The sequence below is a fragment of the Allobosea sp. Root670 genome (assembly GCF_001429415.1).
Classification (GTDB): domain Bacteria; phylum Pseudomonadota; class Alphaproteobacteria; order Rhizobiales; family Beijerinckiaceae; genus Allobosea; species Allobosea robiniae.
The window spans coordinates 310,395-336,717 of the sequence record NZ_LMJU01000001.1 but is presented as its reverse complement, the minus strand read 5'-3'; the positions used below and the strand labels follow the sequence as shown (position 1 = coordinate 336,717).

General features: G+C 68.3%; 20 protein-coding genes and 1 tRNA gene. 11 read left to right on the top strand and 10 right to left on the bottom strand.

The window, feature by feature from the left end; genetic code table 11:
- The first annotated feature begins 6 nt into the window (after nt 1-6).
- The 8 genes from ASE61_RS01470 (at nt 7) to ASE61_RS01435 (ending at nt 7,947) form a co-directional block, all read left to right on the top strand.
- On the top strand, nt 7-369 hold the full coding sequence (locus ASE61_RS01470; RefSeq protein ID WP_061963944.1) for a hypothetical protein: 363 nt from the start codon (nt 7-9) through the stop codon (nt 367-369).
- 183 nt (nt 370-552) lie between these two features.
- Entirely contained in the window at nt 553-1,773 is a 1,221-nt protein-coding gene (locus ASE61_RS01465) for an LL-diaminopimelate aminotransferase (RefSeq protein ID WP_061963942.1), read from the top strand.
- A gap of 105 nt (nt 1,774-1,878) precedes the next feature.
- Nucleotides 1,879-2,310, top strand: coding sequence for a hypothetical protein (locus ASE61_RS01460; RefSeq protein ID WP_061963940.1), 432 nt, complete (start codon nt 1,879-1,881; stop codon nt 2,308-2,310).
- An 83-nt stretch (nt 2,311-2,393) separates the two neighbouring features.
- Entirely contained in the window at nt 2,394-3,212 is an 819-nt protein-coding gene (locus tag ASE61_RS01455; protein ID WP_061963938.1) for a class I SAM-dependent methyltransferase, read from the top strand.
- Between the two features lie 69 nt (nt 3,213-3,281).
- Nucleotides 3,282-4,634, top strand: a complete 1,353-nt coding sequence (locus tag ASE61_RS01450; RefSeq protein WP_061963936.1) for a homoserine dehydrogenase — start codon at nt 3,282-3,284, stop codon at nt 4,632-4,634.
- A 106-nt stretch (nt 4,635-4,740) separates the two neighbouring features.
- Complete coding sequence (glpX, locus tag ASE61_RS01445) at nt 4,741-5,739, top strand: class II fructose-bisphosphatase (protein ID WP_061963934.1); 999 nt, start codon at nt 4,741-4,743, stop codon at nt 5,737-5,739.
- Between the two features lie 228 nt (nt 5,740-5,967).
- Entirely contained in the window at nt 5,968-7,770 is a 1,803-nt protein-coding gene (gene recJ, locus ASE61_RS01440; protein WP_082617013.1) for a single-stranded-DNA-specific exonuclease RecJ, read from the top strand.
- 102 nt (nt 7,771-7,872) lie between these two features.
- Nucleotides 7,873-7,947 (top strand) — tRNA-Glu (locus tag ASE61_RS01435).
- Nucleotides 7,948-8,029: 82 nt separating this feature from the next.
- Here the strand turns inward: ASE61_RS01435 and ASE61_RS01430 are convergent.
- The 10 genes from ASE61_RS01430 to ASE61_RS01385 form a co-directional block, all read right to left on the bottom strand.
- Entirely contained in the window at nt 8,030-8,755 is a 726-nt protein-coding gene (locus ASE61_RS01430; protein ID WP_061963932.1) for an aspartate/glutamate racemase family protein, read from the bottom strand.
- A complete protein-coding gene (locus ASE61_RS01425) occupies nt 8,752-9,900 on the bottom strand; it encodes a saccharopine dehydrogenase family protein (RefSeq protein WP_061963930.1) in 1,149 nt (382 codons plus the stop codon). The genes ASE61_RS01430 and ASE61_RS01425 overlap by 4 nt, the downstream gene beginning before the upstream one ends.
- Nucleotides 9,893-10,672, bottom strand: a complete 780-nt coding sequence (locus ASE61_RS01420; protein WP_061963928.1) for an amino acid ABC transporter ATP-binding protein — start codon at nt 10,670-10,672, stop codon at nt 9,893-9,895. The genes ASE61_RS01425 and ASE61_RS01420 overlap by 8 nt, the downstream gene beginning before the upstream one ends.
- Before the next feature lie 14 nt (nt 10,673-10,686).
- A complete protein-coding gene (locus ASE61_RS01415; RefSeq protein ID WP_061965471.1) occupies nt 10,687-11,349 on the bottom strand; it encodes an amino acid ABC transporter permease in 663 nt (220 codons plus the stop codon).
- 161 nt (nt 11,350-11,510) lie between these two features.
- The gene (locus ASE61_RS01410; RefSeq protein ID WP_061963926.1) at nt 11,511-12,338 is read right to left on the bottom strand and encodes a transporter substrate-binding domain-containing protein; all 828 of its coding nucleotides are present in this window, start codon (nt 12,336-12,338) and stop codon (nt 11,511-11,513) included.
- Nucleotides 12,339-12,463: 125 nt separating this feature from the next.
- Nucleotides 12,464-13,372 (bottom strand): 4-hydroxy-tetrahydrodipicolinate synthase, encoded by a 909-nt coding sequence (gene dapA, locus ASE61_RS01405; protein WP_061963924.1) that lies wholly within the window; start codon nt 13,370-13,372, stop codon nt 12,464-12,466.
- A gap of 21 nt (nt 13,373-13,393) precedes the next feature.
- Entirely contained in the window at nt 13,394-14,797 is a 1,404-nt protein-coding gene (locus ASE61_RS01400) for an aldehyde dehydrogenase family protein (protein ID WP_244492687.1), read from the bottom strand.
- A 2-nt stretch (nt 14,798-14,799) separates the two neighbouring features.
- Nucleotides 14,800-16,092, bottom strand: a complete 1,293-nt coding sequence (locus ASE61_RS01395) for an FAD-dependent oxidoreductase (RefSeq protein WP_061963922.1) — start codon at nt 16,090-16,092, stop codon at nt 14,800-14,802.
- Nucleotides 16,085-16,348, bottom strand: coding sequence for a 2Fe-2S iron-sulfur cluster-binding protein (locus tag ASE61_RS01390; RefSeq protein ID WP_061963920.1), 264 nt, complete (start codon nt 16,346-16,348; stop codon nt 16,085-16,087). Before ASE61_RS01390 ends, ASE61_RS01395 begins: the two co-directional genes overlap by 8 nt.
- Nucleotides 16,345-17,502, bottom strand: a complete 1,158-nt coding sequence (locus ASE61_RS01385) for an NAD(P)/FAD-dependent oxidoreductase (protein ID WP_061963919.1) — start codon at nt 17,500-17,502, stop codon at nt 16,345-16,347. Before ASE61_RS01385 ends, ASE61_RS01390 begins: the two co-directional genes overlap by 4 nt.
- Nucleotides 17,503-17,657: 155 nt before the next feature.
- Between ASE61_RS01385 and ASE61_RS01380 the strand changes: the two genes are divergently transcribed.
- The 3 genes from ASE61_RS01380 to ASE61_RS27360 all read left to right on the top strand — a co-directional run bounded on the left by ASE61_RS01380 (nt 17,658) and on the right by ASE61_RS27360 (nt 26,304).
- Nucleotides 17,658-18,542, top strand: a complete 885-nt coding sequence (locus tag ASE61_RS01380) for a LysR family transcriptional regulator (protein ID WP_061963917.1) — start codon at nt 17,658-17,660, stop codon at nt 18,540-18,542.
- Nucleotides 18,543-18,580: 38 nt separating this feature from the next.
- Entirely contained in the window at nt 18,581-19,507 is a 927-nt protein-coding gene (locus ASE61_RS01375; protein WP_061963915.1) for a GAF domain-containing DNA-binding protein, read from the top strand.
- A 200-nt stretch (nt 19,508-19,707) separates the two neighbouring features.
- A complete protein-coding gene (locus ASE61_RS27360) occupies nt 19,708-26,304 on the top strand; it encodes an autotransporter outer membrane beta-barrel domain-containing protein (RefSeq protein ID WP_061963913.1) in 6,597 nt (2,198 codons plus the stop codon).
- Nucleotides 26,305-26,323 lie beyond the last annotated feature (19 nt).

Below are 26,323 nucleotides of genomic sequence, written 5' to 3'. Positions count from 1 at the left end.
GACCCGATGCCGACTGAAATCTCCGCGAAAAAGCTGCTCCTGATGCCGGCGGCGTTGGTCGTGGTCGGCACGGCGCTCGCCGGCTGCGGCAGCGACGAAGGCTTCAAGGGGGTCGCCGAGGCTGCGGGTCTGGCAACTACCCCGCAGCAATCGAAGGCCTTTGTCCGGGAGGCTCGCCCGACCGATCTCGAATATGTTCCGATCGGGTCGAGCGTGACCCGGGCGGCGCCGCGCAAGCCGGTCGAGGACTACAAGAAGATCGAGGCCGGGCTGGACGCCAAGCAGAAGGCCAACGAGGCGGCTGGCAACACCGCCAAGGCGCTGGGCGCGACGCCGCCGCCCGAGCCGGCGAAGATCCCGCAGAACTGAGGACAGGCTCGCTTCCAGCAGGGCGATGCGGCTGCTGACCAACTTCTCTGCACTGCGAATCGCACAATATTGCGTCATTGGCTCTGTCATGGCGAAAGATGCGATGCTAAGCACCCTCGGCGCAAGGATGTAATCCGCGCGAAAACATGACACCGCCTCCGGGCGGCCGAGGACCTGTTCGAGATGACCGATTTTCACCGCATCAAGCGCCTGCCGCCCTACGTTTTCGAACAGGTCAACAAGATTAAGGCCGCCGAGCGCGCCAAGGGCGTCGACATCATTGACCTCGGCATGGGCAATCCCGACCTGCCGGCGCCCAAGCACGTCATCGAGAAGCTGATCGAGACCGCTGGCAAGCCGCGTACCGATCGCTACTCCGCCTCAAAGGGCATCGGGGGCCTGCGCCGCGCCCAGGCCAACTATTACGAGCGCCGCTTCGGCGTGAAGCTGAACCCCGACACGCAGGTCGTCGCGACGCTGGGCTCGAAGGAAGGCTTCGCCAATATGGCGCAGGCCATCACCGGGCCGGGCGACGTCGTGCTGGTGCCGAATCCGAGCTACCCGATCCACGCCTTCGGCTTCCTGATGGCGGGCGGCGTGATTCGCTCCGTTCCGGCCGAGCCGACTCCTGCGATGTTCCCGGCGCTGGAGCGGGCGATGATGCATTCGGTGCCGAAGCCGATCGCGCTCGTCACCTGCTATCCGGCCAACCCGACCGCCTATGTCGCCTCGCTTGATTTCTACCGCGACCTCGTCGCCTTCGCGAAAAAGCATGAACTGATCCTGCTCTCCGACCTTGCCTATGCCGAGGTCTATTTCGACGAGAACAACCCGCCGCCCTCGATGCTGCAGGTGCCGGGCGCGATCGATGTCGCGGTCGAGTTCACCTCGATGTCGAAGACCTTCTCGATGGCCGGCTGGCGCATGGGCTTCGCCGTCGGCAACGAGCGTTTGCTCGCCGCACTCGCGCGGGTGAAGTCCTACCTCGACTACGGCGCCTATACGCCGATCCAGGTCGCGGCTGCCGCCGCGCTCAACGGCCCTGACGACTGCATCCGCGAGATGCGCGAGATCTACCGCAAGCGCCGCGATGCGCTGGTCGAGAGCTTCGGCAAGGCCGGCTGGGACTTCCCGGCGCCGGAAGCCTCGATGTTCGCCTGGGTTGCTATCCCCGAGAAGTTCCGCCATCTCGGCTCGCTCGAATTCTCGAAGCTGCTGATCGAGAAGGCCGAGGTCGCGGTCGCGCCGGGCATCGGCTTCGGCGAGCATGGCGACGACTATGTCCGCATCGCCATCGTCGAGAACGAGCAGCGGATCCGTCAGGCTGCGCGCAATATCGGCCGCTTCCTCAAGGGCGCCGATACGACCCTGCACAACGTCATCCAGATGCCGAAGGCGGGGTAGGGCACTTCGGCTGCGGCATCGCATGCCTCTGGACCGCGCCCGCAAAACATGGGAACCGATGCGGTGCGGACGGATCGCTCCGCATCGCGCCCGAGGCTCGTTTCCATGTCACGAAAAGGCCGTCTGCTCGGCGTCGCTTTCGCCGTCTTCGCGCTGGTCTGCTTCGTCGCGACCTACGACTATTCCAGGGGGCGCATCCCGCAGACGCGCTCGGCCCTGGTCTTGGATGTGCTGGCGGTGACCAATGGCCGCGAATGTGCCCGCGACGCGACCGAGATCGTGACCCGCTACATCCCGCTCGGGACCGGCCGGGCCGATGCCGAGCGCGTTCTCTCCGAAGTGACGATCGATCCGCCCAAGCCGTGGTTCTGGACTCCCGCTGTCGAGAACAGCACCGTGTCCGAAGGCACGACGATCGAGGCGCTGCATACCATCAAGGCGACGGCCTTCGGCACCAACCTGCTGCGTATCTATCTCGGTTTCGAGGACGGCAAGGTGAAACGCGTCGCTGCCGAGGTCGTCTGCCATTTTGGTTGAGACGCGGTCGATCCGTACATGGTCGTTTCGCTAGGTCAGTCGCTGCGCTATCCTGTCGGAGGGCTGCAACGACAGGTGCTGCCATGGAAGCGACGGACAAGGTTTTCGCCGGTCCCGTTCCGCAGATTTACGACCGGCTGCTCGTGCCCCTGATTTTTAAACCCTATGCCGAAGACCTGGCGGCCCGCGTAATGGCCGGAAACCCCGAGCGCATTCTCGAGGTCGCGGCGGGGACGGGCGCACTGACACAGGAAATGGCGGCGCGGCTCGATGGAGGAAGCATCGTCGCGACCGATCTCAACCCCGCGATGCTCGATCTCGCTGCCGCGCGATTCCCGAACGACGGCAGGATCACCTGCCGTCAGGCGGATGCGCTCGATCTGCCCTTCGCTGACGAGAGCTTCGACACCGTCACCTGCCAGTTCGGAGCGATGTTCTTTCCGGACAAGGCGAAGGGTTATGCCGAGGCGCGCCGCGTGCTGAGGCCGGGCGGGCGCTTTCTGTTCAATGTCTGGGACGCGGTCGAGAGCAACGATTTCACGGCGGTCATGCTGGATGCGCTGGCCGAGCTGTTTCCCGGCGATCCGCCGCGCTTTCTCGCGCGCACGCCGCATGGCTATCATGATGTCGGCACGATCGAACTCGACATCATGTCTGGTGGCTTTCCGCGGCCGGAGATCGAGCGGGTCGAGAAGCGTTCCCGTGCCGATTCCGCCGCCGATGTCGCGATCGGCCTCTGCCAGGGCACGCCGATGCGTGGCGAGATCGAGGCGCGCGGCACGCCGGAGCTCGGAGCGGTTACGGAGGCCGTGGCGAAGGCTCTGGAGCGCCGCTTCGGTTCAGGCACGATCGAGGGAGCTCTCTCCGCCTTCGTGGTTTCGGCCCGGAAAGCCGAGGCTTGAGGCGATTCCGGGAGTGTCGGAGTGTGGCTCTCCGTTGACACGAAACCCGCCTCATGCGACGCCGCGCGCATGACCAGCGTGCCTCTTTCGCCTGCCTCCCAGCCCCTGCGCGTCGGACTTGCCGGCCTCGGTACGGTCGGCGCCTCCACCTTGCGCATCCTGCGTCGGCAGGAAAATGCGCTTGCAGCGCGCTGCGGCCGCGCAATCCGGGTCACCGCCGTCTCGGCGCGCGACCGTAACCGCGACCGCGGCATCGATCTCGGCGGGCTCGCCTGGTTCGACGATCCGGTCGCGCTGGCGAATTCGGATGATATCGACTGCTTCGTCGAATTGATCGGCGGCTCCGACGGCCCGGCCAAGGCAGCGGTCGAGGCGGCCCTGTCGGCCGGCAAGCATGTCGTCACCGCCAACAAGGCGCTGCTCGCGGCGCATGGCGTCGCGCTCGCCGACCTCGCCGAGAGCAAGGGCGTGGCGCTCGCCTTCGAGGCCTCCTCGGCCGGCGGCATACCGGTGGTGAAGACCCTGCGCGAGGCGCTGGCCGGCAACAATGTCAGCCGCATCTCCGGCATTCTCAACGGCACCTGCAACTACATCCTCTCCCGGATGGAGCAGGAGGGGCTGACCTTCGAGGCCTGCCTGAAGGACGCGCAGCGCCTCGGCTATGCCGAAGCCGACCCGACCTTCGACGTCGAGGGTTTCGACACCGCCCATAAGCTTGCGATCCTGACGAGCCTCGCCTTCGGTACGAAGATCGACGCCGAAGCGATTCATGTCGAAGGGATTTCGGCGATCACGCCGCTCGACCTGAAGATGGCCGACGATCTCGGCTACCGCATCAAGCTGCTCGGCGTGGCCGAGCGGACCAAGACCGGGATCGAGCAACGCGTGCACCCGACCATGGTGCCGAAATCCTCCCCGATCGCGCAGGTGATGGGCGTGCTCAACGCGGTCTCGATCGACGCCGATGCGGTCCGCGAGATCACGCTGGTCGGCCCTGGCGCCGGCGGCGACCCGACGGCCTCCGCCGTCGTCGCCGACATCGCCGATGTCGCGCGCGGCACCGCCGGCCTGCCCTTCGGCCTGCCGATCGCGCGTCTGGAAGAGCCGAAGCGTGCCCCGATGCAGCGTCATGAGGGCGGCTATTATGTCCGCCTCGCCGTGGCCGATCGTCCCGGTGCCGCCGCGGCCATCGCAACCCGCATGGCCGAGGCCGATATCTCGCTGGAAAGCATCGTCCAGCGCCGCTCGCCCGAGGCCGTGACGCGCGATCCCGGCGGCCGCTCCGGCGCGCCGGTTCCGGTCGTGCTCATTACCTATGCCACGAGCGAAGCCGCTATCCGCGCCGCGCTGGAAAAGGTCACGGCCGACGGCCATGTCGCGGAACCGCCGCAAGTTATCCGCATAGAGCGGGAACAGGCCTAGAGCAGGATGCGTAAAAGTGGGAACCGGTTTTTCGCGCCAATCCTGCTCTGACACTATCTTGCTCTAGCGCCGTACCCGCCAAACTCATTGCAAGGGGACTTATTTCATGTCCGTCGATCTCCGCATCTCCCCCGACCAGATCATCGAGCGCTATCTCTCGATGGAGCTCGTGCGTGTCACCGAGCGCGCCGCCGTCGCAGCGGCCCGCCTGCGTGGCCATGGCAACGAGAAGGCGGCCGACCAGGCCGCGGTCGATGCGATGCGCCGTGAATTGAACCGCCTGCCGATCGACGGCGAGATCGTCATCGGCGAGGGCGAACGCGACGAGGCGCCGATGCTCTTCATCGGCGAGAAGGTCGGCAACAAGCAGGGCCCGAAGGTGCATATCGCGGTCGATCCGCTCGAAGGCACCACGCTCTGCGCCAAGGACATGCCCGGCTCGATCGCGGTGATGGCGATGGCCGGCGCCGGCAGCCTGCTCTACGCTCCCGACGTCTACATGGACAAGATCGCTTGCGGCCCGGGCTACGCCAAGGGCGTGATCGACCTCGACGCCTCGCCGGCCGACAACATCAACGCGCTGGCCAAGGCCAAGGGCGTCAAGCCGAACGAGATCTCGACGCTGATCATGGACCGCCCGCGCCATGCCAAGCTGATCGAGGAGGTTCGCAAGACCGGTTGCTCGATCCGCCTGATCACCGATGGCGACGTCGCCGGCGTGATCTTCTGCACCCAGCCCGAGAAGACTGGCATTGACCTGTATCTCGGCATCGGCGGCGCGCCGGAAGGCGTGCTCGCTGCGGCGGCACTCCGCTGCGTCGGCGGCCAGATGCAGGGCCGTTTGATCCTCGACACCGAGGAGAAGCGTGTGCGCGCCCACGGCATGGGCGTGCTCGATCCCAACAAGAAATACGACATGTCGGAAATGGCCTCGGGCGACGTCATCGTCTGCGCGACCGGCGTCACCGATGGCGGCATGCTTTCGGGCGTGCGCTTCGGCAAGGATTTCATCGAGACCGAGACGCTGGTCTATCGCTCGATCACTGGCACGGTCCGCCGCATCTATGGCGAGCACCGCGAGTTCTCGAAGTTCCAGCTCGATTGAGCTGAACCGAGTCGACGAGACGTCATTCTCGGGCTGATCCGAGAATCTCACGCCGGAAGAGGCGCAGGAGCCTCCCTCGTCAAGAGATGCTCGGGACAAGCCCGAGCATGACGGTCCTCTGCCGGCTGCCTTTTCCACTTGTTTGCGGCGCGTAGGGCGGATGCCGACGGCCCGGCAAGGTCGACACAGGTTGACCTCGCCGGCCGCTTGCGCGACGCCGGATGCATCATGAGTCTGATGCCGCCCCGTGCCTTTCTCGGCGTGACCCGTTCGGTACTCGGCCGCCCCTGGCGCGACCGGCTCGACATTGCCGGCCTCGGCCGCGCCGAGGCGCTGAGCCAGCTGCAGGGCCTGCCGGATATCCTCGCCCGCCTGCTTGCCGCGCGCGGTGTCGAGCCCGGTGAGGCCGCCCGCTTCCTCGAGCCGAAGCTGCGCGACGTCCTGCCCGATCCCGCTGTCCTGATCGACATGGAGGCCGCTGCCGCCCGACTGGCGCAGGCGGGCATGAAAGGCGAGCGCGTCGCGATCTTCGGCGATTACGATGTCGACGGCGCCTGCTCTTCAGCCCTGCTCGCAGGCTTCCTGGCCCAGGCCGGCGCGCGCCCGCGCATCCATATCCCCGACCGCCTGATCGAAGGCTACGGCCCCAACAGCGAGGCCATCCGCATGCTGGCGGGCGAGGGCGCAACCCTGCTCGTCACGGTCGATTGCGGCACCACCAGTGAGGAGCCGCTCGCCGAGGCGCGCCGGCTCGGCCTCGATGTCGTCGTGCTCGACCATCACCAGGCGCCGGAGCGGCTGCCTGCCGTCGAGGCGCTGGTCAATCCGAACCGGCAGGACGATCTCTCCGGCCTCGGCCATCTCTGCGCCGCCGGCGTGGTCTTCCTCGCGCTGGTCGCGACCAGCCGGGCGCTGCGCCGACTGGACCATTGGGCGGCACGCGGCGGCGAGCCCGATCTGCTGGCGGCGCTCGATCTCGTCGCCCTGGCGACCGTCGCGGATGTCGTGCCGCTGCAGGGCCTCAACCGCGCCTTCGTTCGGCAGGGACTGGCGATGATGCGCAGCCGCGCCCGGCCGGGCCTTGCCGCGCTGATGGACGTTTCCGGCCTCGACGGCCCGATCCAGCCCTGGCATCTCGGCTTCCTGCTCGGGCCACGCATCAATGCGGGCGGACGCATCGGCGATGCCGCGTTGGGCGCCCGCCTGCTCCTGACCGATGACGAGGTCGAGGCACGGACCATCGCGACCGAGCTCAACCGCCTGAACCAGGAGCGCCAGGAGATCGAGCGCCTCGCCGTGCTGGAGGCGGTCTCGCAGGCCGAGCACGAGCTTGCGGGCATGGCCGAGATGCCGGTGCTGCTCGCCGGCAGCGCCGACTGGCATCCCGGCATCGTCGGCCTCGTCGCGGCCCGGTTGAAGGAGCGATTCCGCCGCCCGGCCTTCGCGCTGGCGCTCAACGGGGAGGGCGGGGCGACCGGCTCGGGCCGCTCGGTCGCCGGCGTCGATCTCGGCCGCGCCGTGCGCGCCGCCGTAGAGGCTGGACATGCGGTCAAGGGCGGCGGCCATGCCATGGCGGCGGGCGTGACGCTGGCGGCTGGCCAGGCGAGCGCTTTCCACGCTTTCCTGAACGAGCATCTTTTGCGCGAGGTCACCGCCGTCGGCGACGCCGAGGCCCTGCTCGTCGATGCCGCACTCAGCGCCGGCGGTGCCAGTCCGCGGCTGCTCGCCGAGATCGACAAGGCCGGCCCCTTTGGCTCCGGAAGCCCTGAGCCGGTCTTTGTCTTCCCGGCGCATCGGCTGACCGACGCCGTCGAAATCGGCACCGGCGGCCATGTCCGCATCAAGCTGCGTTCTGGCGATGGCGCCAGCATCGGCGGCATCGCCTTCCGCGCTGCGCAGGAGCCGCTGGGGCAGGCGTTGTTCGCCGCGCGCGGCGAGAGCGTGCACCTCGCCGCGACGCTCTCGCTCAACCGCTGGGGCGGGCGGGAAACGGCGGAACTGCGCATCCTCGATCTCGCCCGGCCGGTCTGAGAGGCTGCCGGCTATTTTCTTGTGATCGGGTGCTTGCGGAGGAGCAGGCCTGCCACTATACCTCGCCCCGCTTCGGCACGAACCCCAGCGGTTCGCGGCAGAGCGGTCTTCGTCTATCGGTTAGGACACCAGCCTTTCACGCTGGGGAGACGGGTTCGACTCCCGTAGACCGCGCCATTCCCCCATTCCGGTGCAGAACTGCGAATATCGGCCCCCGCGAAGAAGGGGCGATGGCCTACGCGACGCTGGGCGGCGCGTCTCAGCGGAAGCCCGGCGGCGATATCGCATGGCCGAACCACTCGACGAAGCCGATGATGTCGAAGACCGGGCGGCCGGTTACCGCGGCGATCGCGGCCGAATGGGGCGGCAGATTGGTGCATTCGCACAGGATCGCCCCGACATTCGGGTGACGATGCACCAGGGCCTGCGCGGCGGCGACGGCCTCGCGTTCCAGCTCGGCGAAGTCGGCAACACCGCCACGGTTGCCATAGACCGACCGGAACAGGGTGTCCGGCGGCAGCCCTGCGATCGGCGTGTCCGGGCGCACGCCCACGGCCGCGAGATGCTGCGCGCTCAGGGCCTCGGCCGCGAAAGTGAGGATGCCGACCTGCTGGCCCGCCGGCAGCATCGCCTCGATCAGCGGCGCCTGCAGCAGGCTGCTCGTCGCGACGGGGACCGGCAGTGCGGCGCAGAGCTCCTTCTGCAGCAGGGCCAGGAACCCGCAACTCGTCGTGATGCCGCGCACGCCGCAGGCGATGAGATCCTGTGCTGCCGCGATGAAGGGCTTGAGGAATTCCTCCGGGCGGCCATGGACGATCGCCGCCGGATCGGCGCCGCGCACCACGCGAAACTGCACCGGGAACCGCCATGTCCGGCCATTGCCGATGTCGCCCGGCAGCCGGCGGAAATGCGTGTCGAGCATCAGCACGCCGATGCTCAGATCGTTGACGGCAGCGGTCGGCGGGCGTGTCGTGGCATCGGTCATGAGAGGGGCTCCGATAAGCTCTGCTGCAGCGCTGTTGCCGAGGTTTCGAAGAACCAGGCGAGGAAGCGGTTCTCCCGCAGCAGCGCAAAGGGGATGTCCTCCTGCGCGAGGAGCCCGGACTTCCCGATCGAACCGCAACGGAGAAGGTCCAGCACGGCCGCGACATGGGACGCAGCGGTGCGCCGCATGGCGCCGACCATGACGTCGCCGATCTCCACCGGTTCGATCTCTCTCAGAAAATGCTCGGCGACCTCGCTGCCGTCATGGCCGGAGGTCGCGACGATCGAGATCAGCAGGCGATCATCCGGGATCTCGGGCAAGCCGTTGAGGAAGAGATTGCGCAGCAGATAGAGGCGCTCGCGCAGCTTCAGCTCGTCCAGCAGGAACGCGATGCAGTCGGCATGCCCGGGATAGCGGATCGTATAGGAGACCAGGCTCGCGACCTTCCCCGCCAGGCGCTCGCAGAGCGTGTCGGGGATGGCGCTCGAAACGAAGGCCTCATAATCGCATGAACCGAGGCGCAAGGGGCTGCAGCGCGACATTGGCGCGAGCTCGGTCTTGTGGCCGTCGATCAGGGCGACGGAGGGGCGCGTGTACTCGCGCAGCGTCGCGTCGATATCCCAGATCAAGCCGTAGCCCAGGCGGCCGGACGGCTGCTGCGGCAATCCGCCGATCCGCACCGCGATGTCCGGCTCGTTCCCGCAGCGCGAGGCGAGGTCGAGCACCAGCCCCGAAACCAGGCCCGGAGAGATGCCGCATTGCGCGACGAAGCAGCTGGAGGCGACCTCGGCCTCGCGCCGGATAGCCTCCAGTGCAGTCCCGTCGTCGCCGAGGTCGAGATAATGCGTGCCGTGGCGCCGGGCCGCCGCAGCCACCATCGGTGTCGCCGAGGATGGCAGCGCTGCGACGACGGCATCGGCGCCGGTCAGGAGCTGATCGAGCCGGGCCGGGTGGCTGGGATCGGCGTCGGCGAGCGGGAGCCCAAGCTCTTTGACCCTTCGGCGTCCAGGTTCCGTCGGATCGGCCATGAGGACGTCGAATTCCGGCTTCTCACGCAGGAGCAGCGCCAGCGCCGTGCCGATGCGGCCGGCGCCGATGATGACGACCTTGAAGCGCCGCCTGCCGTTTTCCTGCCGGTCAGGCATGGAAGCGGGCGAGGAACGACTTGAGACGTTCGTTGTCGGGGGCGTGCAGAACGTGATCCGGGCTGCCCTGTTCGGCGATGCGCCCATCTTCCATGAAGACGACGCGGTCGGAGACATCGGCGGCGAAGGAGATCTCGTGCGTGACGAGGACCATCGTCATGCCCTGTTCGGCGAGGCTGCGCACGACGCCCAGCACCTCGCCGACGAGCTCGGGATCGAGCGCACTGGTGATCTCGTCGAGCAGGAGCGCGTCCGGCTGCATGGCAAGTGCCCGGGCGATGGCCACGCGTTGCTTCTGCCCGCCCGAAAGCTGGTCCGGTCGTGCATCGCGCTTCTCGGCGAGCCCGACCTTGGCGATATAGTCCATCGCGATGTCGACCGCCTCTCCGCGCGGCTTGCGCTGCACGGTGACGGGGCCTTCGATCACGTTCTCCAGCACGCTCATATGCGGAAACAGGTTGAAGTGCTGGAACACCATGCCGACATGGCGCCTCAATTCGCCGAGGCCGAGGAGCTGGCCGTCGCCGCGGAACTTCGGGACGACGCGGCGGCCGCGATAGAGGATCTCTCCGCTGTCCGGCACCTCGAGCATGTTCATGCAGCGAATGAAGGTCGACTTGCCGGAGCCCGAGGGGCCGATGATCGCGACGACCTCGCCGCTCGTCAGGGACAGATCGATGCCGTGAAGGACGGGAAACGCGCCGAAGCTCTTGGTGATGGCGCGGGCTTCGAGGACGGTTTCGCGGAGGCCGGATGTGGAGAGGGTGCTCATGGGATGGTTCTCGCTCAATGGCTGCCGCGCGTCCGGCTCTCGACGATGTCGGCGAACTTCGTGATCGGGAACAGGATGACGAAATAGAGCACCGCGAGGACGGTGTAGGATTCCAGCGGGCGGTAGGTCTGCCCGTTGACGATACTGGCCATATAGGTGAGCTCGGCCACCGAGATCACCGAGATCAGCGAGGTGTTCTTGAACTGCGTCACCGACTGGTTGATGAAGGCCGGCATCATCCGGCGGATTGCCTGCGGCAGCACGATGCGCCGCATGACCTGCCAGCCGGACATGCCGATCGCAGCGCCCGCTTCGGACTGCCCCTTGTCGATCGAGACGATGCCGCCGCGGAAGACCTCGGCATAGAACGCCGCCGCATAGAGCGAGAGCGTGATCAGCGCTGCCGCCCAGTTGGCCAGATCGAAGCCGAGCAGCAGCGGCAGGGCGTAATAGATCCAGAGCAGTTGCACGAGCAGCGGCGTGCACCGGAACAGTTCCTGAAAACCCTGCGCCAGCCAGCTGAGCGGGCGGATGCCCGAGAGCCGCGCGAAGCAGAGGAGCAGCCCGAGGACCAGCCCGATGGCGATGGAACTCACCGTGTAGACGATGGTGATCCAGGCGCCCCAAAGGAACAGGTCGCTCGCCTGGAAGATCGGGGCGAAGCTCCACGTGTACATGTCATGCCAATCTTTGTTGGAAACGGCCCGAAAGCAGGATGCGAAGGTCGGCAAGCCGTTTTCGCGGTTATCCTGCCCTCATTCGCGACGGGAGTCCGGTTCGGGTTTCAGGCGGATCACGGTGGTTCCGCCTGAAATCATGCAGCCTGACCGGGCCTTGTTCAGCCGCCGAAGCCGAAGCCTTCGGGCATGTCGTCGAGCGTGATGCCGAAGGGCGCCAGGCTCTTCACGATCCAGGTCTGGTTGTTGCCGATGCGCCGATTGTACTCGGCCCAGGCGGAGACGAAGGCACGCGACTTCTCGTCGGCCTTCCAGTTCATCGCGACCACGGACGGAGTCGAGAGAACCGGCGACGGCACCATCACCTTGCCGATGCCGCTCGCCTTCTTGCTCATGACGAGGCCGTTCAGCATCGTGTTGACCAGGCCATCGGCCTTGCCGGTGACGACAGCCACGATGGCCTCGTCGCGCGACTTGAAGCGCAGCATCTTCGCCTTGGGCAGGTACTGCTGGGAGATGAGATCCTGCGACGAACCCAGATCGACCGCGAAGGTGTATTTCGGGTCGTTGAGCTCGGCCCAGCTCAGCTTCGAGAGTTCCGCCTTGGGCGAGACGATGATGAAGCTGTTGAAATAGGTCGGGTTCGAGAAAGCGACCGAGAGCGAGCGCTGCGGCGTGGCCGTGACGCCGAGCGCGAGATCGGCCTTGCCGCTCTGAACATCAAGGATGGAGTTCGGCCAGCTCGACTCGACGACCTCCAGCTTGACGCCGAGGGTGTTGGCGATGTCGCGGGCCATCTCGATGGCGAAGCCGCGCCACTCGCCGGTGCGCGGGTCCTTGTTGAAGTAGGGGTCCTCGTTGATGATCCCGGGAATGCGCAGCACGCCGCGCGCGCGGATCGCTTCGATGGTGTCCTCGGCCCGGGCCGAGGATTGAAGTGCCAGCAATCCAAGGCCGGCGGCGCAGATGGCGCGAATGATCGAGTTCATGTGATTTCCACTCCGTTCCCTTTGCCGATGTTTTTCGGTCTTGTGCTGGTTGCTAGGACGGCAAAAGCCTATGCGACGCACTTGAGCGGACAATGCGAGAGTAGGACATCCTCCTACCGGTTTTCTTATATGTTCGGGTGGCTCGCGAAGGCCTTCAGGCTTGCTTCCAGCACCTTGAGGTTCTCCGGGCGCAGGGGCGCAAGGGGGGCGCGCAGTTCGTTGCCGATCAGGCCGGTTCTCGCCAGCGCGGTCTTCACCGGCACCGGGTTGCTCTCGATGAAGAGGTCGCCGATCAGGTCGAACAGCGCCTCGTGGATGCGGCGGGCCTCGTGCGGGCCGCCCTCGAACCAGGCCCGGCACAAAGCCACGATCTCGGCCGGGAGCAGGTTCGAGGCCACGCTTGTCACGCCGTCGGCGCCGAGCGCCAGGAAAGGCAGGGTCAGCCCGTCATCGCCCGAATGGATCACGAAATCCTGCCCGAGCGCCAGCCTGAGTTCCGTGATGCGCTCCGCCTTGCCGCCCGCTTCCTTGATGCCGACGATGTTGGAATGAGCCGCCGCGAGCCGGGCCGCGGTCGCGGGAGCGATCTCGACGCCGGTGCGTCCCGGCACGCTGTAGAGCATGATCGGCAGGCCGACCGCGCTGGCGATGGCCGAGAAGTGGTCGAACAGCCCGTCCTGAGAGGGCTTGTTGTAGTAGGGCGTCACCAGCAGGAGGCCGTCCGCGCCCGCCGCCTCGGCGCGTACCGCCTTGCCGATCGCGAGCTGTGTCGCGTTCGAGCCTGCGCCGGCCATGACGAAGGCCCGCCCGCGCGCAGCCTTGACCGTGGTGCGGATGACGGTGTCGGCTTCCTCGTCGCTCAGCGTCGCGGCCTCGCCGGTCGTGCCGACGGGCACCAGCCCGGCGACACCGGCGGCGATCTGCGCCTCGATGAGATTCTCGAGCGCGGGAATATCGAGCCCCCCGGCACGGAACGGCGTGACCAGCGCAGTGAAGACGCCGGTGAGCCGGCGGCGCAGTTCTGGATCGATCATCGGCTTAACTCCCCTGCATCGTCAGTCGATGACGACCTTGATTTCGCTCATTTCACGCAACGTCATGTGAATGCCCTCGCGGCCGAGCCCGCTCGACTTGATGCCGCCGAACGGCACGTTCTCGGCGCGGAAATCGGGCCCCTCATTGACCATGACGCCACCGACGCGCAGCCGGCGCGCAACGCGCTTCACCAGCGCATGGTCATTGGTGAAAAGCCCGGCCTGCAGCCCGTAGGCGCCGCCATTGATCTCGGCGATCACCGCTTCGGGGTCGTCGAAGCGGCGCACCGCGAGCACCGGCCCGAAGGTCTCCGATCGGACGAGTTCCGTCTGCGCCGGAACGGCATCGAGCAGGGTCGGTGCGAACAGCGTGCCGCGGCGGCTGCCGCCGGCAACGATCCGGGCGCCGTCCGCGACGGCGAGCTTGACGCGCCGCTCGACCTCGGCAGCGGCCGGCTCGTCGATGACGGTGCCCATGACGGTTGAGGCATCGGCCGGATCGCCGGTCGAAACCTGCGCGACCTTTGCGGCGATGCGCTCGATCATCGTCTCGCGGATGGCATCGTGCAGGTAGAGGCGCTTCACGGCCGCGCAGCTCTGGCCGGCGATCTCGAAGCGGTGGGTGATCGCGACCTCGGCGGCGCGGTCGAGATCCGCATCCGGCATGACGATCAGCGGGTCGTTGCCGCCGAGTTCCATCAGGCAGCGCACGAGGCCCGAGGCGTTCTTCAGCGCCAGGCCCGCCGCCGGCCCGCCGGTGAAGCTGAGCAGGTCGATATCGCCGCTCGCGATCATCGCCGCGACATCGGCGCCGCCATGGACCACGCTGAACAGGCCGGCGGGAAAGCCCGCCTCCTCGGCGAGCTCCGCCAGTCGCTGGGCGGCGAGCGGGGCTTTCGGCGAGGGCTTGGCCACGACGGCGTTGCCCGCCGCGATCGCGGGGCCGAGCTTGTGGCAGAGCAGGTTGAGCGGATAGTTGAACGGTGTGATCGCGCCGAGGACGCCTGCCGGCTCATGGGTGATCACGGCCTGCTTGTCCGGCGCGCCCGGTACGATGGCCGTCGGCAGCACCTCGCCATGAAGCACGGTCACGGCATCGCCGCTCAGCCGCAGCGTGTTGCGGGCGCGACGAACCTCGTTGCGCGCCTCGGTGATCGTCTTGCCGACCTCCGCGCAGATCGTCCGCGCCATCGCCTCGGCCTCGTCGCCAAGGCGTTCCGCGAGGCGATGGAGCAGGTCCTTGCGTTCGGCAGGCGTGCTGAAGCGGAAGCTCGCCCAGGCCTTGCGCGCCCGGCGCAGGGCGTCGGCGACGGCGATCTCGTCGGCCTGGCGAACCTGATCGATGACGGAACCGTCGAACGGATTGGTGACCTCGACCATGGAGGCGGCGGTGGCCCGGGCAGGCTTGGCGAGGGACAGGGGCACGGTCAGATCACTCCGTTTTCATCTGTTGTCAGGCGGGCGAGCGCTGCGACCGAAACCGGTCGCAGCGGCCAGCGCGGGGGGATTGCGGCCGGCAGTGGCTGGCCGCGCAGGGCCGCGATCATCGGGCCGCAGAAGCGGCCTTGGCAGGCGCCGAGCCCGAAGCGGCCCATCAGCCGGATCTCGCGAGCGGAAGCGTCCTGCGCCAGAGCCGCAAGCTCCGCATAGCTGCGCCCTTCGCATCGGCAGATCAGCGTCTCGGGGGCGGGCACGACAGGCTCGCTACGGAGCACCCGGGTGAGGGCGGCCTGGAAGCCGCGCGCCCGGATCAAGCCCCGCTCGTCCGACCACGCGCGCGGCGTGGCCTGGCCGAGGCGGGCGAGCACCTGCATTGCAGCACGGCGGCCATCGAGGATCGCGGCATCGGCTCCGAGCGCTTCCCGCCCGTCGCCGGCGAGCAGGACCGGCACGGCCGCCTCGGGATCCGGCAGCGGAATGCCGGTGCGGTTCGGCGCGATGCCGTCATGGATCAGCAGATGCCGCACGCGCAGGACTTGCCGCTGATCGCCGACCCGGATGCCGACCTTGAGCCCGTCGCCATCCGGCTCCGCCTGCGTGACGATCGCTCCGCAGCGATAGGGCACGCGGCTCGTAGCGAGCGTCGTTGCATAGGCCGCAGCCTCGCTCATCGGGCCCCATGACAGAGCGAGTCGGGCCAGCGCCGCCGGGGCGTTCCAGGGCCGGCCGCGCTCCAGCACGGCGACGGGCGGATTGCCGGCCTTGGCCAGTTGGGCCGCCAGGGCGGGCAGAAGCGCCCCGCTGCCGGCCACCAGGATCGGGCCTTCCGGAGGGCGGCCAGTTTCCTTGAGCAGCACCTGCGCTCCGCCGGCGCTCATCACGCCGGGCCGTTCCCAGCCGGGGAAAGGACGGATCGCCTCGACGGCGCCGACGGCGATGATCGCCGCGCGGGGGCGGCGCGCGAAGACGCAGGCCGCGCGACGATCGTCGAACAGGAAGCGCCCTTCGCTGTCGACCCCGAGAAAGATGGTCTCGGTCCGGGTCTCGATCCGGCCGGCGCAGGCTTGCAGCCGGGCCATCAGCCCGGCCCAGTTGCGGCGGTGCCGGGCAGGGCGCCAGACATGGCTGTCGTTGCCGACGGCCGGCTGGCGATGGATGGCGCCGCCGAACTGGTCTCGCTGCTCGATCAGGAGGACGGGCAGCCCGGCTTCCGCGATGGTCGCGGCGGCGCTCGCGCCTGCCGGCCCAGCGCCAACGACGAGGATGGGAGCCTCACGCATGTCGGGCTCCGACAAGGGGCAGCGAGCCGAGCCGAAGGCCCTCGCGCGCCGGCGTCAGGCAGGCCTCGACCGGTGCCGCGCCCATCACGGCGACGACGCAGCCCTGGCAGGCGCCAATTCCGCAGAAGACGCGCCCTCCTGGCGCATTCGATGGCTGGCTGAGATCGGCAAGGCCGGCACGCAGCAGCGCCGCGGCGATCGTCTCGCCCGGCTCGAAGGTTACCGGGTCGCCGTTCCAGAAGAAATGGCTGGTCATGCGTGGACCTCGGCCCGGACCAGGCGTTGCGGCGACAAGGAGGACAAGTCGGATTCGGGTCTCTCGCCGAGCAGCAGGCGGGCGGCGCTCGCGCCCATGAACGGGCCGAGGCAGATGCCGTCGCCTTCGAAGCCGGTGGCGATGACCACGCCCGGGCGATGCGGATGCGGGCCGACGATCGGCAGGCCGTCGCGGGATGCCGACCTGACGCCGGCGAAGCTGCGCAGGACGCGGCGGGCCGCCAGCGGCGGGTAGAGATCGAGCGCCTCCCGCAGGATTGCCGCGATCGTCACGGCATCGGTGCTGTGGTCGCTGCGATGGTCCTCGCGGCTGCCGCCGATGAGGAACTGGCCCGTCATCAGCGGGTCGATCACCAGCCCGATATGGCTGTTGTCGCGTACGATGCCGCGTTTCGCCGCGAGATATGAAGCAGCCATCAAATGACCGTCGATGGCCGGGCCGGCAGTTGTCGCTCGATCGGTGACGGCCATCTGGCCCTTCCGCGGGATCAGGATCTCACCGAGGCCGAGCAGCGGCGCCGAGCCGATGCCCGCTGCGACGAGCACCGCATCGGCCGGAAGGAATTCGTCGCGGATCAGGACGCCGCAGGCGCGGCCGGCCCGCATGACGATCTCTGAAACGGGCGCGTTGCGGCGGATGTCGACCCGGCTCGTCGCCAGCAGGCGCTGCGTGATCTCGTAGCCCAGCGCATGCCCGTCATCGGGAATCTCGAGCGCGGCGCAGACGCTGTCGCCGAGGCCCGGAATGCGCGCGAGAAGCGTCGCGCGATCGACCTCGATGACGCGTTCGCCCGCGGCCGCCAGGTCCGCGCCATGCCGGGCGACGAGATCGGCCTCGATGGCCGTGCGGGCGACGAGGAAGGTCGAGCGGCGATGGAACAGGCCACGAAACAACCCGTCCCGCTCGTGGCGCACGTAGAAGGCGCGCGCATGGCGGGCGAGATCCATCATCGGGCCTGGCCGCTTGCTCGCCACCGAGACCGCTCCGTCCGAGGCGCCGGTCGCGCCCGCCGCCGGCCCGGAGGCATCGAGCAGCGTCACCCGCGCCCCTGCGGCGGCGAGGAAATGGGCGGCGGAGGCGCCGACGATCCCCGTGCCGATCACGGCGACATGAAGGGGTGAAGAGGAGGCCATGCAGAAGCGGTTCGTCCCGTAAAGCGATGGCCCGAACCTCGTCGGCTTCACCTATGGGGTCGATCCAAATCATCCGCCTCGACTTGCATCATTGTTTGCAAGTCACCGAAGCCAGGCTGTTGTAGGAGATGAGACGCACCGGCCGAGGGGGGCGCATGCGCGAAGCCAATCTGACGCTCATCCAGACGTTCTTCATCGTCGCGCGCGACGGCTCGTATTCCGCCGCTGCCCGCAAGCTCGGCATGAGCTACCAATCGGCCGCGAACCATGTCCGTCGGCTCGAGCAGCTGTTGAGCGAACGGCTGGTCGTCTCCGAGCAGGGCGCGAAGACGGTGACCCTGACGCCGCGCGGACGCAGCCTCTACAAGCTCCTGCTGCCGGAGCTCGACACGATGCTGACCCGGCTTGACCGGACGCTTCAGAAGGAGCGGCCCGTGCTGCGCATCGGCTTGCCGCAGGCGATCTTCTTTTATCTGATGCCGCCGATCCTGGCGCAGTTCCGCGCTCTTTTCCCGCAGGTCGAGATCATCGCCTTCGAGCGCGATACCGCCCTGCCGGAGATGATCCGCGATGGCAGCCTCGACCTGTGCATTACCGAGCGCTATTTCGGCGACCCCAATGTGCCGCAGCACCTCGTCTGCACGTATTGGCCGGCGCTCGTTTTCCCGCGCGAATGGGGCGCGCCGCCACAAGGAGAGATCAGGCAATGGGTCCAGGGGCGCCCCTTCGTGACCTATGAGCCCGGCCAGCTTCTGCGCAACCTTGCCATCGACTACCTGCAGGCGGGCGATACCGAGATGGAGATCGCGATCTCGACTTCGGGGAGTTCGAGCGTCAAACGCTGCGTCGAGGCAGGTCTCGGCTATGCGATCATTCCCGCCTGGTGCATCGACGGCACCGAGACCACGATTACCGCGATCGATCTGCCGGAACTGCCCGAGATTCCCATTTACTTCGGCGAAGCCAGCTTTCTGGCACGGAACCCGTATGTCGTTGCGCTAAGGCAGCTTTGCGTGGGTTTCACTTCCGTGATGGGATGAAGTCCCTGTCGGCACGCGCCACGAAGCTCTGTCCCCCCATGCGCTCTTTCGAAAATGTCCCGGTCGGCGAGGCTTACGGATCCGGAGCGGACTGGCCGTTCCTGGCGGCACGGCACCTGCTGCGAGAACCGGCATGGGACGCGATCTCCAGCATCCTGAAGGATCTTGGCACGCGGGCCGATGTCGATCGGGCCTGGATGTTCGAGTATGACGATGGCCTGCTGCGCTTCCACAACACCCATGAATGGTGCCGGGACGGCGTCCGCTCGCATGTCCAGGACCTTCAGGACGCCCCGGTGACCATGATCGGCTGGCTGCATCGCTCCCTGGTGAAGGGCGAAGCGGTCATGATCCACGATGTCGAGCGCTTGCCGCGGCTCGCCGGCCCCCTGGCAACCGAAATGCTGCGACAGGACGACAAGAGCGTCCTGAGCGTGCCGGTCTTCGGCAAGGGCAGGCTGCGGGCCTGTATCGGCTTCGACATGACGCGGACGCGGCGGACATGGAACGCGAGCGAGGCGGGCTCGCTCGCAGCCTGCGCCGAACTGATCGGCCTGGCGCTCTACAAGGAAGCTCCCGAGGGGCTTCCGCCGCCCGAGGCGCAGGCGCGCAGCGTGGGCGCATTTCCGCCGCTGCTCTATCTGCGCCGAGGCGGCGAGATTCGGGGTGTCGCGCCGGGCGAGATTCTCGGCCTGCGCTCGGCCAGGGACTATACGCAGGTCTGGTTGATCGGGGGCTCCGTCATGCTCGATGCCCGCCCATTGGGCTTGTGGACCGCGCTCCTGCCCGCGGCCGACTTCCTGCGCATTCACCGCACCGCGATCGTCAACCTGAAGCATGTCAGCAAGATCGGACCGGCAGGCGCGGGCAATGGCAAGTGGACGGTGCAGCTGCGCGCCAGCGAGGCGGTCTGGAGCGTCTCGCGCCCTTACCGGCAGGCTCTCCGGGAACGCCTCGGCATCTGATTCGCGGCAGGTTCGGGGCAAACGGTTTCAAGGCATCCTGCCGGCGCGGCGGTAAGGCCGGATTAATCCTCGTGCGAAATGGCATGTCGATTCGTCGGCACCAGCCGGCGATCGGTCGAAACGGGCTTGCCAGCCTGGGGTTCGGTTGCCTCCATTCGCGGCCTCTCCGGCATCGGACGAGCGTTTCGAGGGGTACCGTGATGCGCAGGAGCTTCGGTCTCTCGTCGCGCTGGCTGTCCTGTTCCGTCTCCGGCCTGGCATTGGTGACGGCTGCCGACCTGCTTGCCGGCATGCCGGCGCTCGCCCAGAGCTGTCCTTCAGGCGCCGTCATCTGCATCGACAACTCGGGCGCCGGCGGGCGCGACGGGAAATCGGCCGGAAACCACAATGACAACGGCGAGAACGGGCAGTCGGGGCGCGACATCACGACCCAGATTCCGTCACTCGGAGTGGCTTCGACCATTCCCGGTCAAGGCGGCGTCCTGCTGCGCAGCAATGGTGGCAAGGGCGGCGAGAGCTCGGACCGCCACAACCATTGGGGCGGCAATGGCGGGGACGGCGGCGCGATCACAGTCATCGCACGCCCGACATCGCAGACGCCCTCCGGCCCGTTCTTCAGCCAGCTTGGGCCGGGACTGACGCTGGTCTCGCTCGGCGGCAATGGCGGGGCGACGAGCATCGTCACCGGCGGTCACAGCTATGGCCAGGCGGGTCATGGCGGAAAGCTGACGACGGATCTGACTCTCTCCAACGCGACCGTCACGGGGCATTTCCTGTGGGCGACCACCGCGGGCGGCTCGGCCTTCGACGCGGCGGCGCGACATCTGGCGGTCAACGAGAAGGCCGGTGACGGCGGACGCGGAGGCGATATCGCTTCGACAATCGCCGCCGGCACGATCACGGTCCTGGGGCCGAGCATGGTCGGAGCCGCGATCGGACTTGCCTCGAGCGGCGGCAATGGCGGCGGCGGCCGCGGCAACAGCGTCAATCCCAATTACGATGGCGAATCGGGCGTCGGCGGCGCCGGCGGACGGATCGACCTGACCTTCAGCGGTGTGTTGATGACGACGGCCGGCGGCATATCGGCCAACAGCATCGGCGGGCATGGCGGCTCCGGGCTGCCGGCGGGGGCCCTGAGCTCCGGCAGCGCCGGCGGCGCGGGCGGGCAGGGCGGCGACATCAACATCATCCTGCGCGGCCCGGCTTCGCATATCACGGCGACGGGAGACGGCGCCTTCGGCGTCCGTGCCACGAGCATCGGCGGCAACGGCGGCGATGGCAGCAAGGGGCATGTCGCGGGGCCGGAAGGCTATGACGGCGGCAATGGCGGCGGCACCGGCCGGATCACCATCTCCAACGCGATCGGCATCACCACGATCGGCCGCGACAGTTATGGCATCGGCGCCTTTGCCACGGGCGGGAAGGGCGGTGCCGGCGGTAACGACCATGGCGTGATCTGGTCGAGCGGCGGCAGTGGCGGCAGCGGCGGCAGCGATGCCGCGATCAGCATCACCAATGCAGGCGCGATCAGCGCCGGCGGCGCCGCGCCGGAGAACAGCGAGAACGCCAAGGGCATCGTCGCGCGCAGCATCGGCGGCGGCGGTGCCACCGGCGGCAGCACGCAGGGCGGCTTCGTCTCCGCCGGAGGCAGCGGCGGCAATGCCGGCGATGGCGGCCTGGTCACGGTGACGAATACGCGCTCCGGCAGCATCGCCACCCGCGGCGCCTTCGGCTCGGGGATCGACGCGATGTCGATCGGCGGCGGCGGTGGCGATGCCGGCATCGCGCGCGCCATCAGCGTCGGGCCGCTCGGCGTCAGCCTTGGCGGCAGCGGCGGTGGTGGCCGTTCGGGCGGCGCCGTCTCGGTCGGCAATAGCGGCGTGGTCGCGACCTTCGGCGCCAATGCCACCGGCATCAGCGTCAAGAGCATCGGCGGCGGCGGCGGCAGTGGCGGCGCCGCGAACCTGATCGCGATCGGAATCGGACTCAATGTCGGCGTCAATATCGGCGGCAGTGGCGGCAGCGGCGGCAATGGAGGCACCGCCAGCCTCGTCAACGAGGGCGAGGTTACGACGGCCGGCGCACAGAGCATCGGCGCGACAGTACAGAGCATCGGGGGCGGTGGCGGTAATGGCGGTTCGGTCTGGACGAAGCAGCTCACCGTGGGCGTGCCGATCAGCGGCAGCCCGACAGGGCCCGCGGCTGCCGCGCTGAGCGTCGCGGTCGGCGGGGCCGGCGGCAGTGGCGGGACCGGCGGAAGCGTCGACGCCCAGCAATTGGGCGCGATCAGGACGGCAGGTGCCGGCGCGCACGGCCTCGTCGCCCAGAGCGTTGGAGGTGGCGGGGGCATCGGCGGCTCAACCGCCACGCAGAGCCTGACCCTGCTCGCCGCCTCGCAATTCACCACTGGCGTCGCCGTTGGCGGAGCAGGCGGTATCGGCGGCGTCGGCGGCGCGGTCAATGTCCTGAACCGAGGCACGATCGCGACCGGTGGCGACAATGCTCGGGGCATCATCGCGCAAAGCATCGGTGGGAGCGGCGGTGTCGGCGGCAGCGCGCTGGCCGAGGTCAGCGGCGCGCAGATCGTGCCCCTGCCGGAAGGAACGCCGCAGGCTGCGCCGACGACGTTCGGCGTCGCGACCTCGGTTGGCGGGCATGGCGGCCTCGGCGCTGTCGGCGGCAGCGTCGTCCTCAGCAATGAGGGGACGATTACCAGCACGGGCATCGCCGCGGCCGGCATCTATGCCCAGAGCGTGGGCGGCGGCGGCGGGGCGGGCGGAAGCTCCCAGGGCAAGACCAGCCCGTCGCAGCGCGGGACCAGCGCGATCACGGTCGGCGGCACCGGCGGCAGCGGCAATCACGGCGGCTCGGTCACGATCGCCAATCGCGGCACCGTCTCGACCACCGGCGAGATGTCCTATGGGATTTTCGCGCAGAGCATCGGCGGGGGCGGCGGCGATGGCGGCAATGCGGAGCGGCTCACCGGCAATTCGTTGGCATCCGCGATCGGCGGTGACATCAGCGCACTCTTCCGCCTGATCAGCACGCTGCGCGCGGTCTCGGCAGATAAATGGGTGACGAGCCAGTTCACGCCCTCCTTCACCAGCAACGTCACGGTCGGCGGCAATGGCGGTAGCGGCAGCCATGGCGGCACGGTCGCGATCGACAATGCCGGAACGTTGCGGACCACGGGCGCCGGGGCGCATGCGATCGTGGCGCAGAGTATCGGCGGCGGTGGCGGCAATGGCGGCAGCGCCGATTCCCATGCGATCAGCACGCTGACGACGACCCTGGTCGATGCGCTCGGAACGCTCGCCGCCGCCGGCGCGAATTTCCGACAGTTTCCCGAGACCTTCGGCCTCAACCTCAATCTCGGCGGGCGCGGCGGCGGCTCCAGCGATGGCGGCGCGGTCAAGCTCGCCAATAGCGGCACGATCGAGACGGGCGGCGCCGGAGCAGCCGGCATCTTCGCCCAGAGCATCGGCGGCGGCGGCGGCAATGGCGGCAGCGTCGGCCGCAGCGTCGAGGACATCGCCAGGGATCTGTTCTCCGACGCCAACATGCGCACGACCGTTCTGCGCGCGCTGCTCGACGCGGTTCCGCTCCTGCAGGCGCAAGGCGGGGCGAGCCTCTCCTTCAATGTCGGCGGCGCCGGCGGCAGCGGCGGCGATGCCGGTCATGTCGAGATCACCAATACCGGCCAGATCGCGACCCATGGCGACCAGGCGCCGGGCATCTTCGCCCAGACGGTCGGCGGGGGCGGCGGCAATGCCGGCAGCAGTCATACGGCGCTCGGCAACCAGTCCTTCAATATCGGCCTGAACATCGGCCGAGGCGGCGGAGCCGGCGGCCATGGCGGTGGGGGACTACGCGTCGCCGATGATCCGACCGACTATGCGGTCGTGATCGAGAACCGCGGGCGGATCAGCACCTTCGGCGTGGATTCACCCGGCATCCTCGCCCAGAGCGTCGGCGGCGGCGGCGGACGCAGCGCGTCCCGCTTCGGCGGCGGTGCCGGCGTCGGCAACATGCCGATCTCGCTCAGCGGCGCGACCAAGGTCGGAGCCTTCGGCGCGAACGGGCATGGCGGCAATGTCTTCGTCCGGTCGACTGGCCGAATCGAAACCTCGGGCCTGCTGTCGCACGCGATCATGACCCAGAGCATCGGCGGTGGCGGCGGCGCGGCGAGCCTGGTGTTCGACCGCCCCACCTCCGGCTCGCACGACATCACGCTTGGGGCGGAAACTGGACGCGGCAAGGCCGATGGCGGCAAGGTCAAGGTCGCCGTCGACGGCCTGATCAGGACCTCCGGCGACCTCGCCTTCGGCGTTCTCGCCCAGAGCGTCGGCGCCGGCGGCGGCTATGTCGCAACGGCGGCCACGCAGGGCGCGCTCGCCTTTCCGATGACGCTCACCCTCAATGCCACCCGTGGCGTTCAGGGCTGGGGACAGGACGTCACTGTCGCCCTGGGCAAGGACGGCGATCTCACGACCACCGGCAAGGCGGCGCATGGCATCGTCGCGCAGAGCGTCGGTGGCGGCGGCGGCATCGCGGCGCTGACGACGCAGCCGGGCCTCGTCACTCTCAATCCGGTCTCTCTCTCCGGTTCGGTGACCTATGGCGACGGCGGCCCGATCGGCGTCAGGATCGACGGATCGGTCGAGACCTATGGCCAGGGCGCCATCGGCATCCTGGCGCAGAGCATCGGCGGGGGCGGCGGCATCGCCGGCGACCTCTCGTCGATCTCCTACGATACCGGGCTGGTCCGGTCCGCGCCCGGCAACGTCCAGGGTGCAGGTGGCAATGGCGGAGCGGTGAAGGTCGCCGTCGGGGACAATGGCTGGATCGCAAGCTTTGGTGATCGCGCTCCCGCCATCGTGGCGATGAGCCTCGGCGGCGGCGCGATCTTCAAGGATGGCGGCATCCTGCTCGAGGCGAACCAGGGCAGTTGGGGGACCAACACCAAGGGCGGCAAGGTCGAGATCACGGTCGGGCGCGATGCTGTCGTGCATGCGGGAGGGACCGGGGCGCCGGCGATCGTCGCGGTCAGCACGAGCGCCAGCCCCGACGTGAACAACCGCTCGACGCCGATCGCGATCAGCATCGCCTCAGGGGCGCATGTCACCAGCGAGCAGGATGCGGCGATCCTTGCGATCAGCGAGTTCTACACGCGCGTCGACAATGCTGGCGTGATCCGCGGCAAGGTCGCCGGGCGTTCGACGAATGGCGGCCTGTCGATCAGCAACAGCGGGACCATGATCGGTGATATCCTCACCACCGGGGACCCCTTCAACAGCGACATCGACAACCGGCCCGGCGGCGTCCTTGCGATGGGCGCGCAATATCAGACACGGCTGTACAACTCCGGGACGATCAATCCGGGCGGTGCGGTGGCACATGGCGGAAGCATCGCCACGACGCGGATCGCGAGCGTCTTCGAACAGAGCCCGGGCGGAATCTATCAGGCCGACGTCGATTTCGGCGCCGGCACCGCCGACATGATCTCCGTAGCAAGCTCGGGCACGGCGCCGTCACTGGCCGGTCAGCTTGAACCGCAGCTCCAGAAGCCCCGGCCGGGCGTGTCGCTGCAGGTTGCGCATTTCGACGATCGGCCGACGGGGGACTTCTCGATCAAGAGCGGGACGACCGCCTATAGCTACCGGATGCTTCAAAGCCCGGACGGGCGCGACCTTTTCCTGACGGTCGACGGCCATTTCGGGCTCGCCAATGGCGGCCTGAGCGCCGACCGGTCGCGCGTCGCGAAGCACATCCAGGCGCTGTGGGACAGCGGCGACACGCGGGCAGGCCCATTGTTCGATGCTTTCACGAGCGTCGAGACGCTCGCGCATCACGGCAGCGTCGTCGATGCGATCGCCAATGACGGGGTCGGCGCGCGGTCCGCCAATCAGATCAACGAGTCGTTCGCCTTCTTCAACCGGCTGATGAGCTGTCCGGCCTTCACGGGGCCCGGTGCGGCGCTCTCCGAAAGCGATTGCAACTGGGCGCGGGTCGGCTCGAACTGGATGCGCCGCGGCAGCAGCGCCGGCGATAGCGGCTTTCGGATCAGGCAGACCACGTTGAGCCTCGGGGCGCAGCGAGAGTTCGCACCCGGTTGGTTCCTCGGCGGCGCGGCGAGCTATGGCTTCGGGCGGACCAGCACGGCGGCCGGCTCGACAAGCGACAATGACAGCTTCATCGGGGGCCTCACGTTGAAGCGCCAGCTCGGCCCCTGGCAGTTCGCCGCGGCGGTGCAGATCGGCCGCGACATGGCGAAGACGTCGCGCCGGGCGCCGGGAGGCATCGCCACGAGCGAGCCGCAGCTCGATTTCGGCGGCGGCCGCCTGCGCGCCGCCTACCAGATGGATTTCGGCAGCTGGTACGCCAAGCCCTTCGTCGATCTCGATCTCAACTACGCGGTGCAGCGCGGCCATCGCGAGAGCGGGGCCGGCTGGTTCGATCTCGCGATCCATCGCAGCGATCGTTTCACCGTCATGGCGACGCCGAGCCTGGAGGTCGGCATGCGCCACGACCTCGAGGGCATGACGTTGCGTTCCTATCTCTCTGCGGGCGTGAGCATCCTGCCGACCAGCGACTGGACCTCGAAGCTGCATCTCGCCGCCTTCGACGCAGCCCCCTTCACCCTCGTGACAGGGCTGCCGAAGACCTATGGCAACGTCTCGGCCGGCCTGGAGCTGGTCACCGCGAAAGGCTTCGAACTCCGCGCCGAATACACGGCGCGCGCCGCCAGCCGCTATCTCGACCAGTCGGCGACCCTGCGCGCGGCCTACCGGTTCTAGACCCCTGTACCCGGCGCCA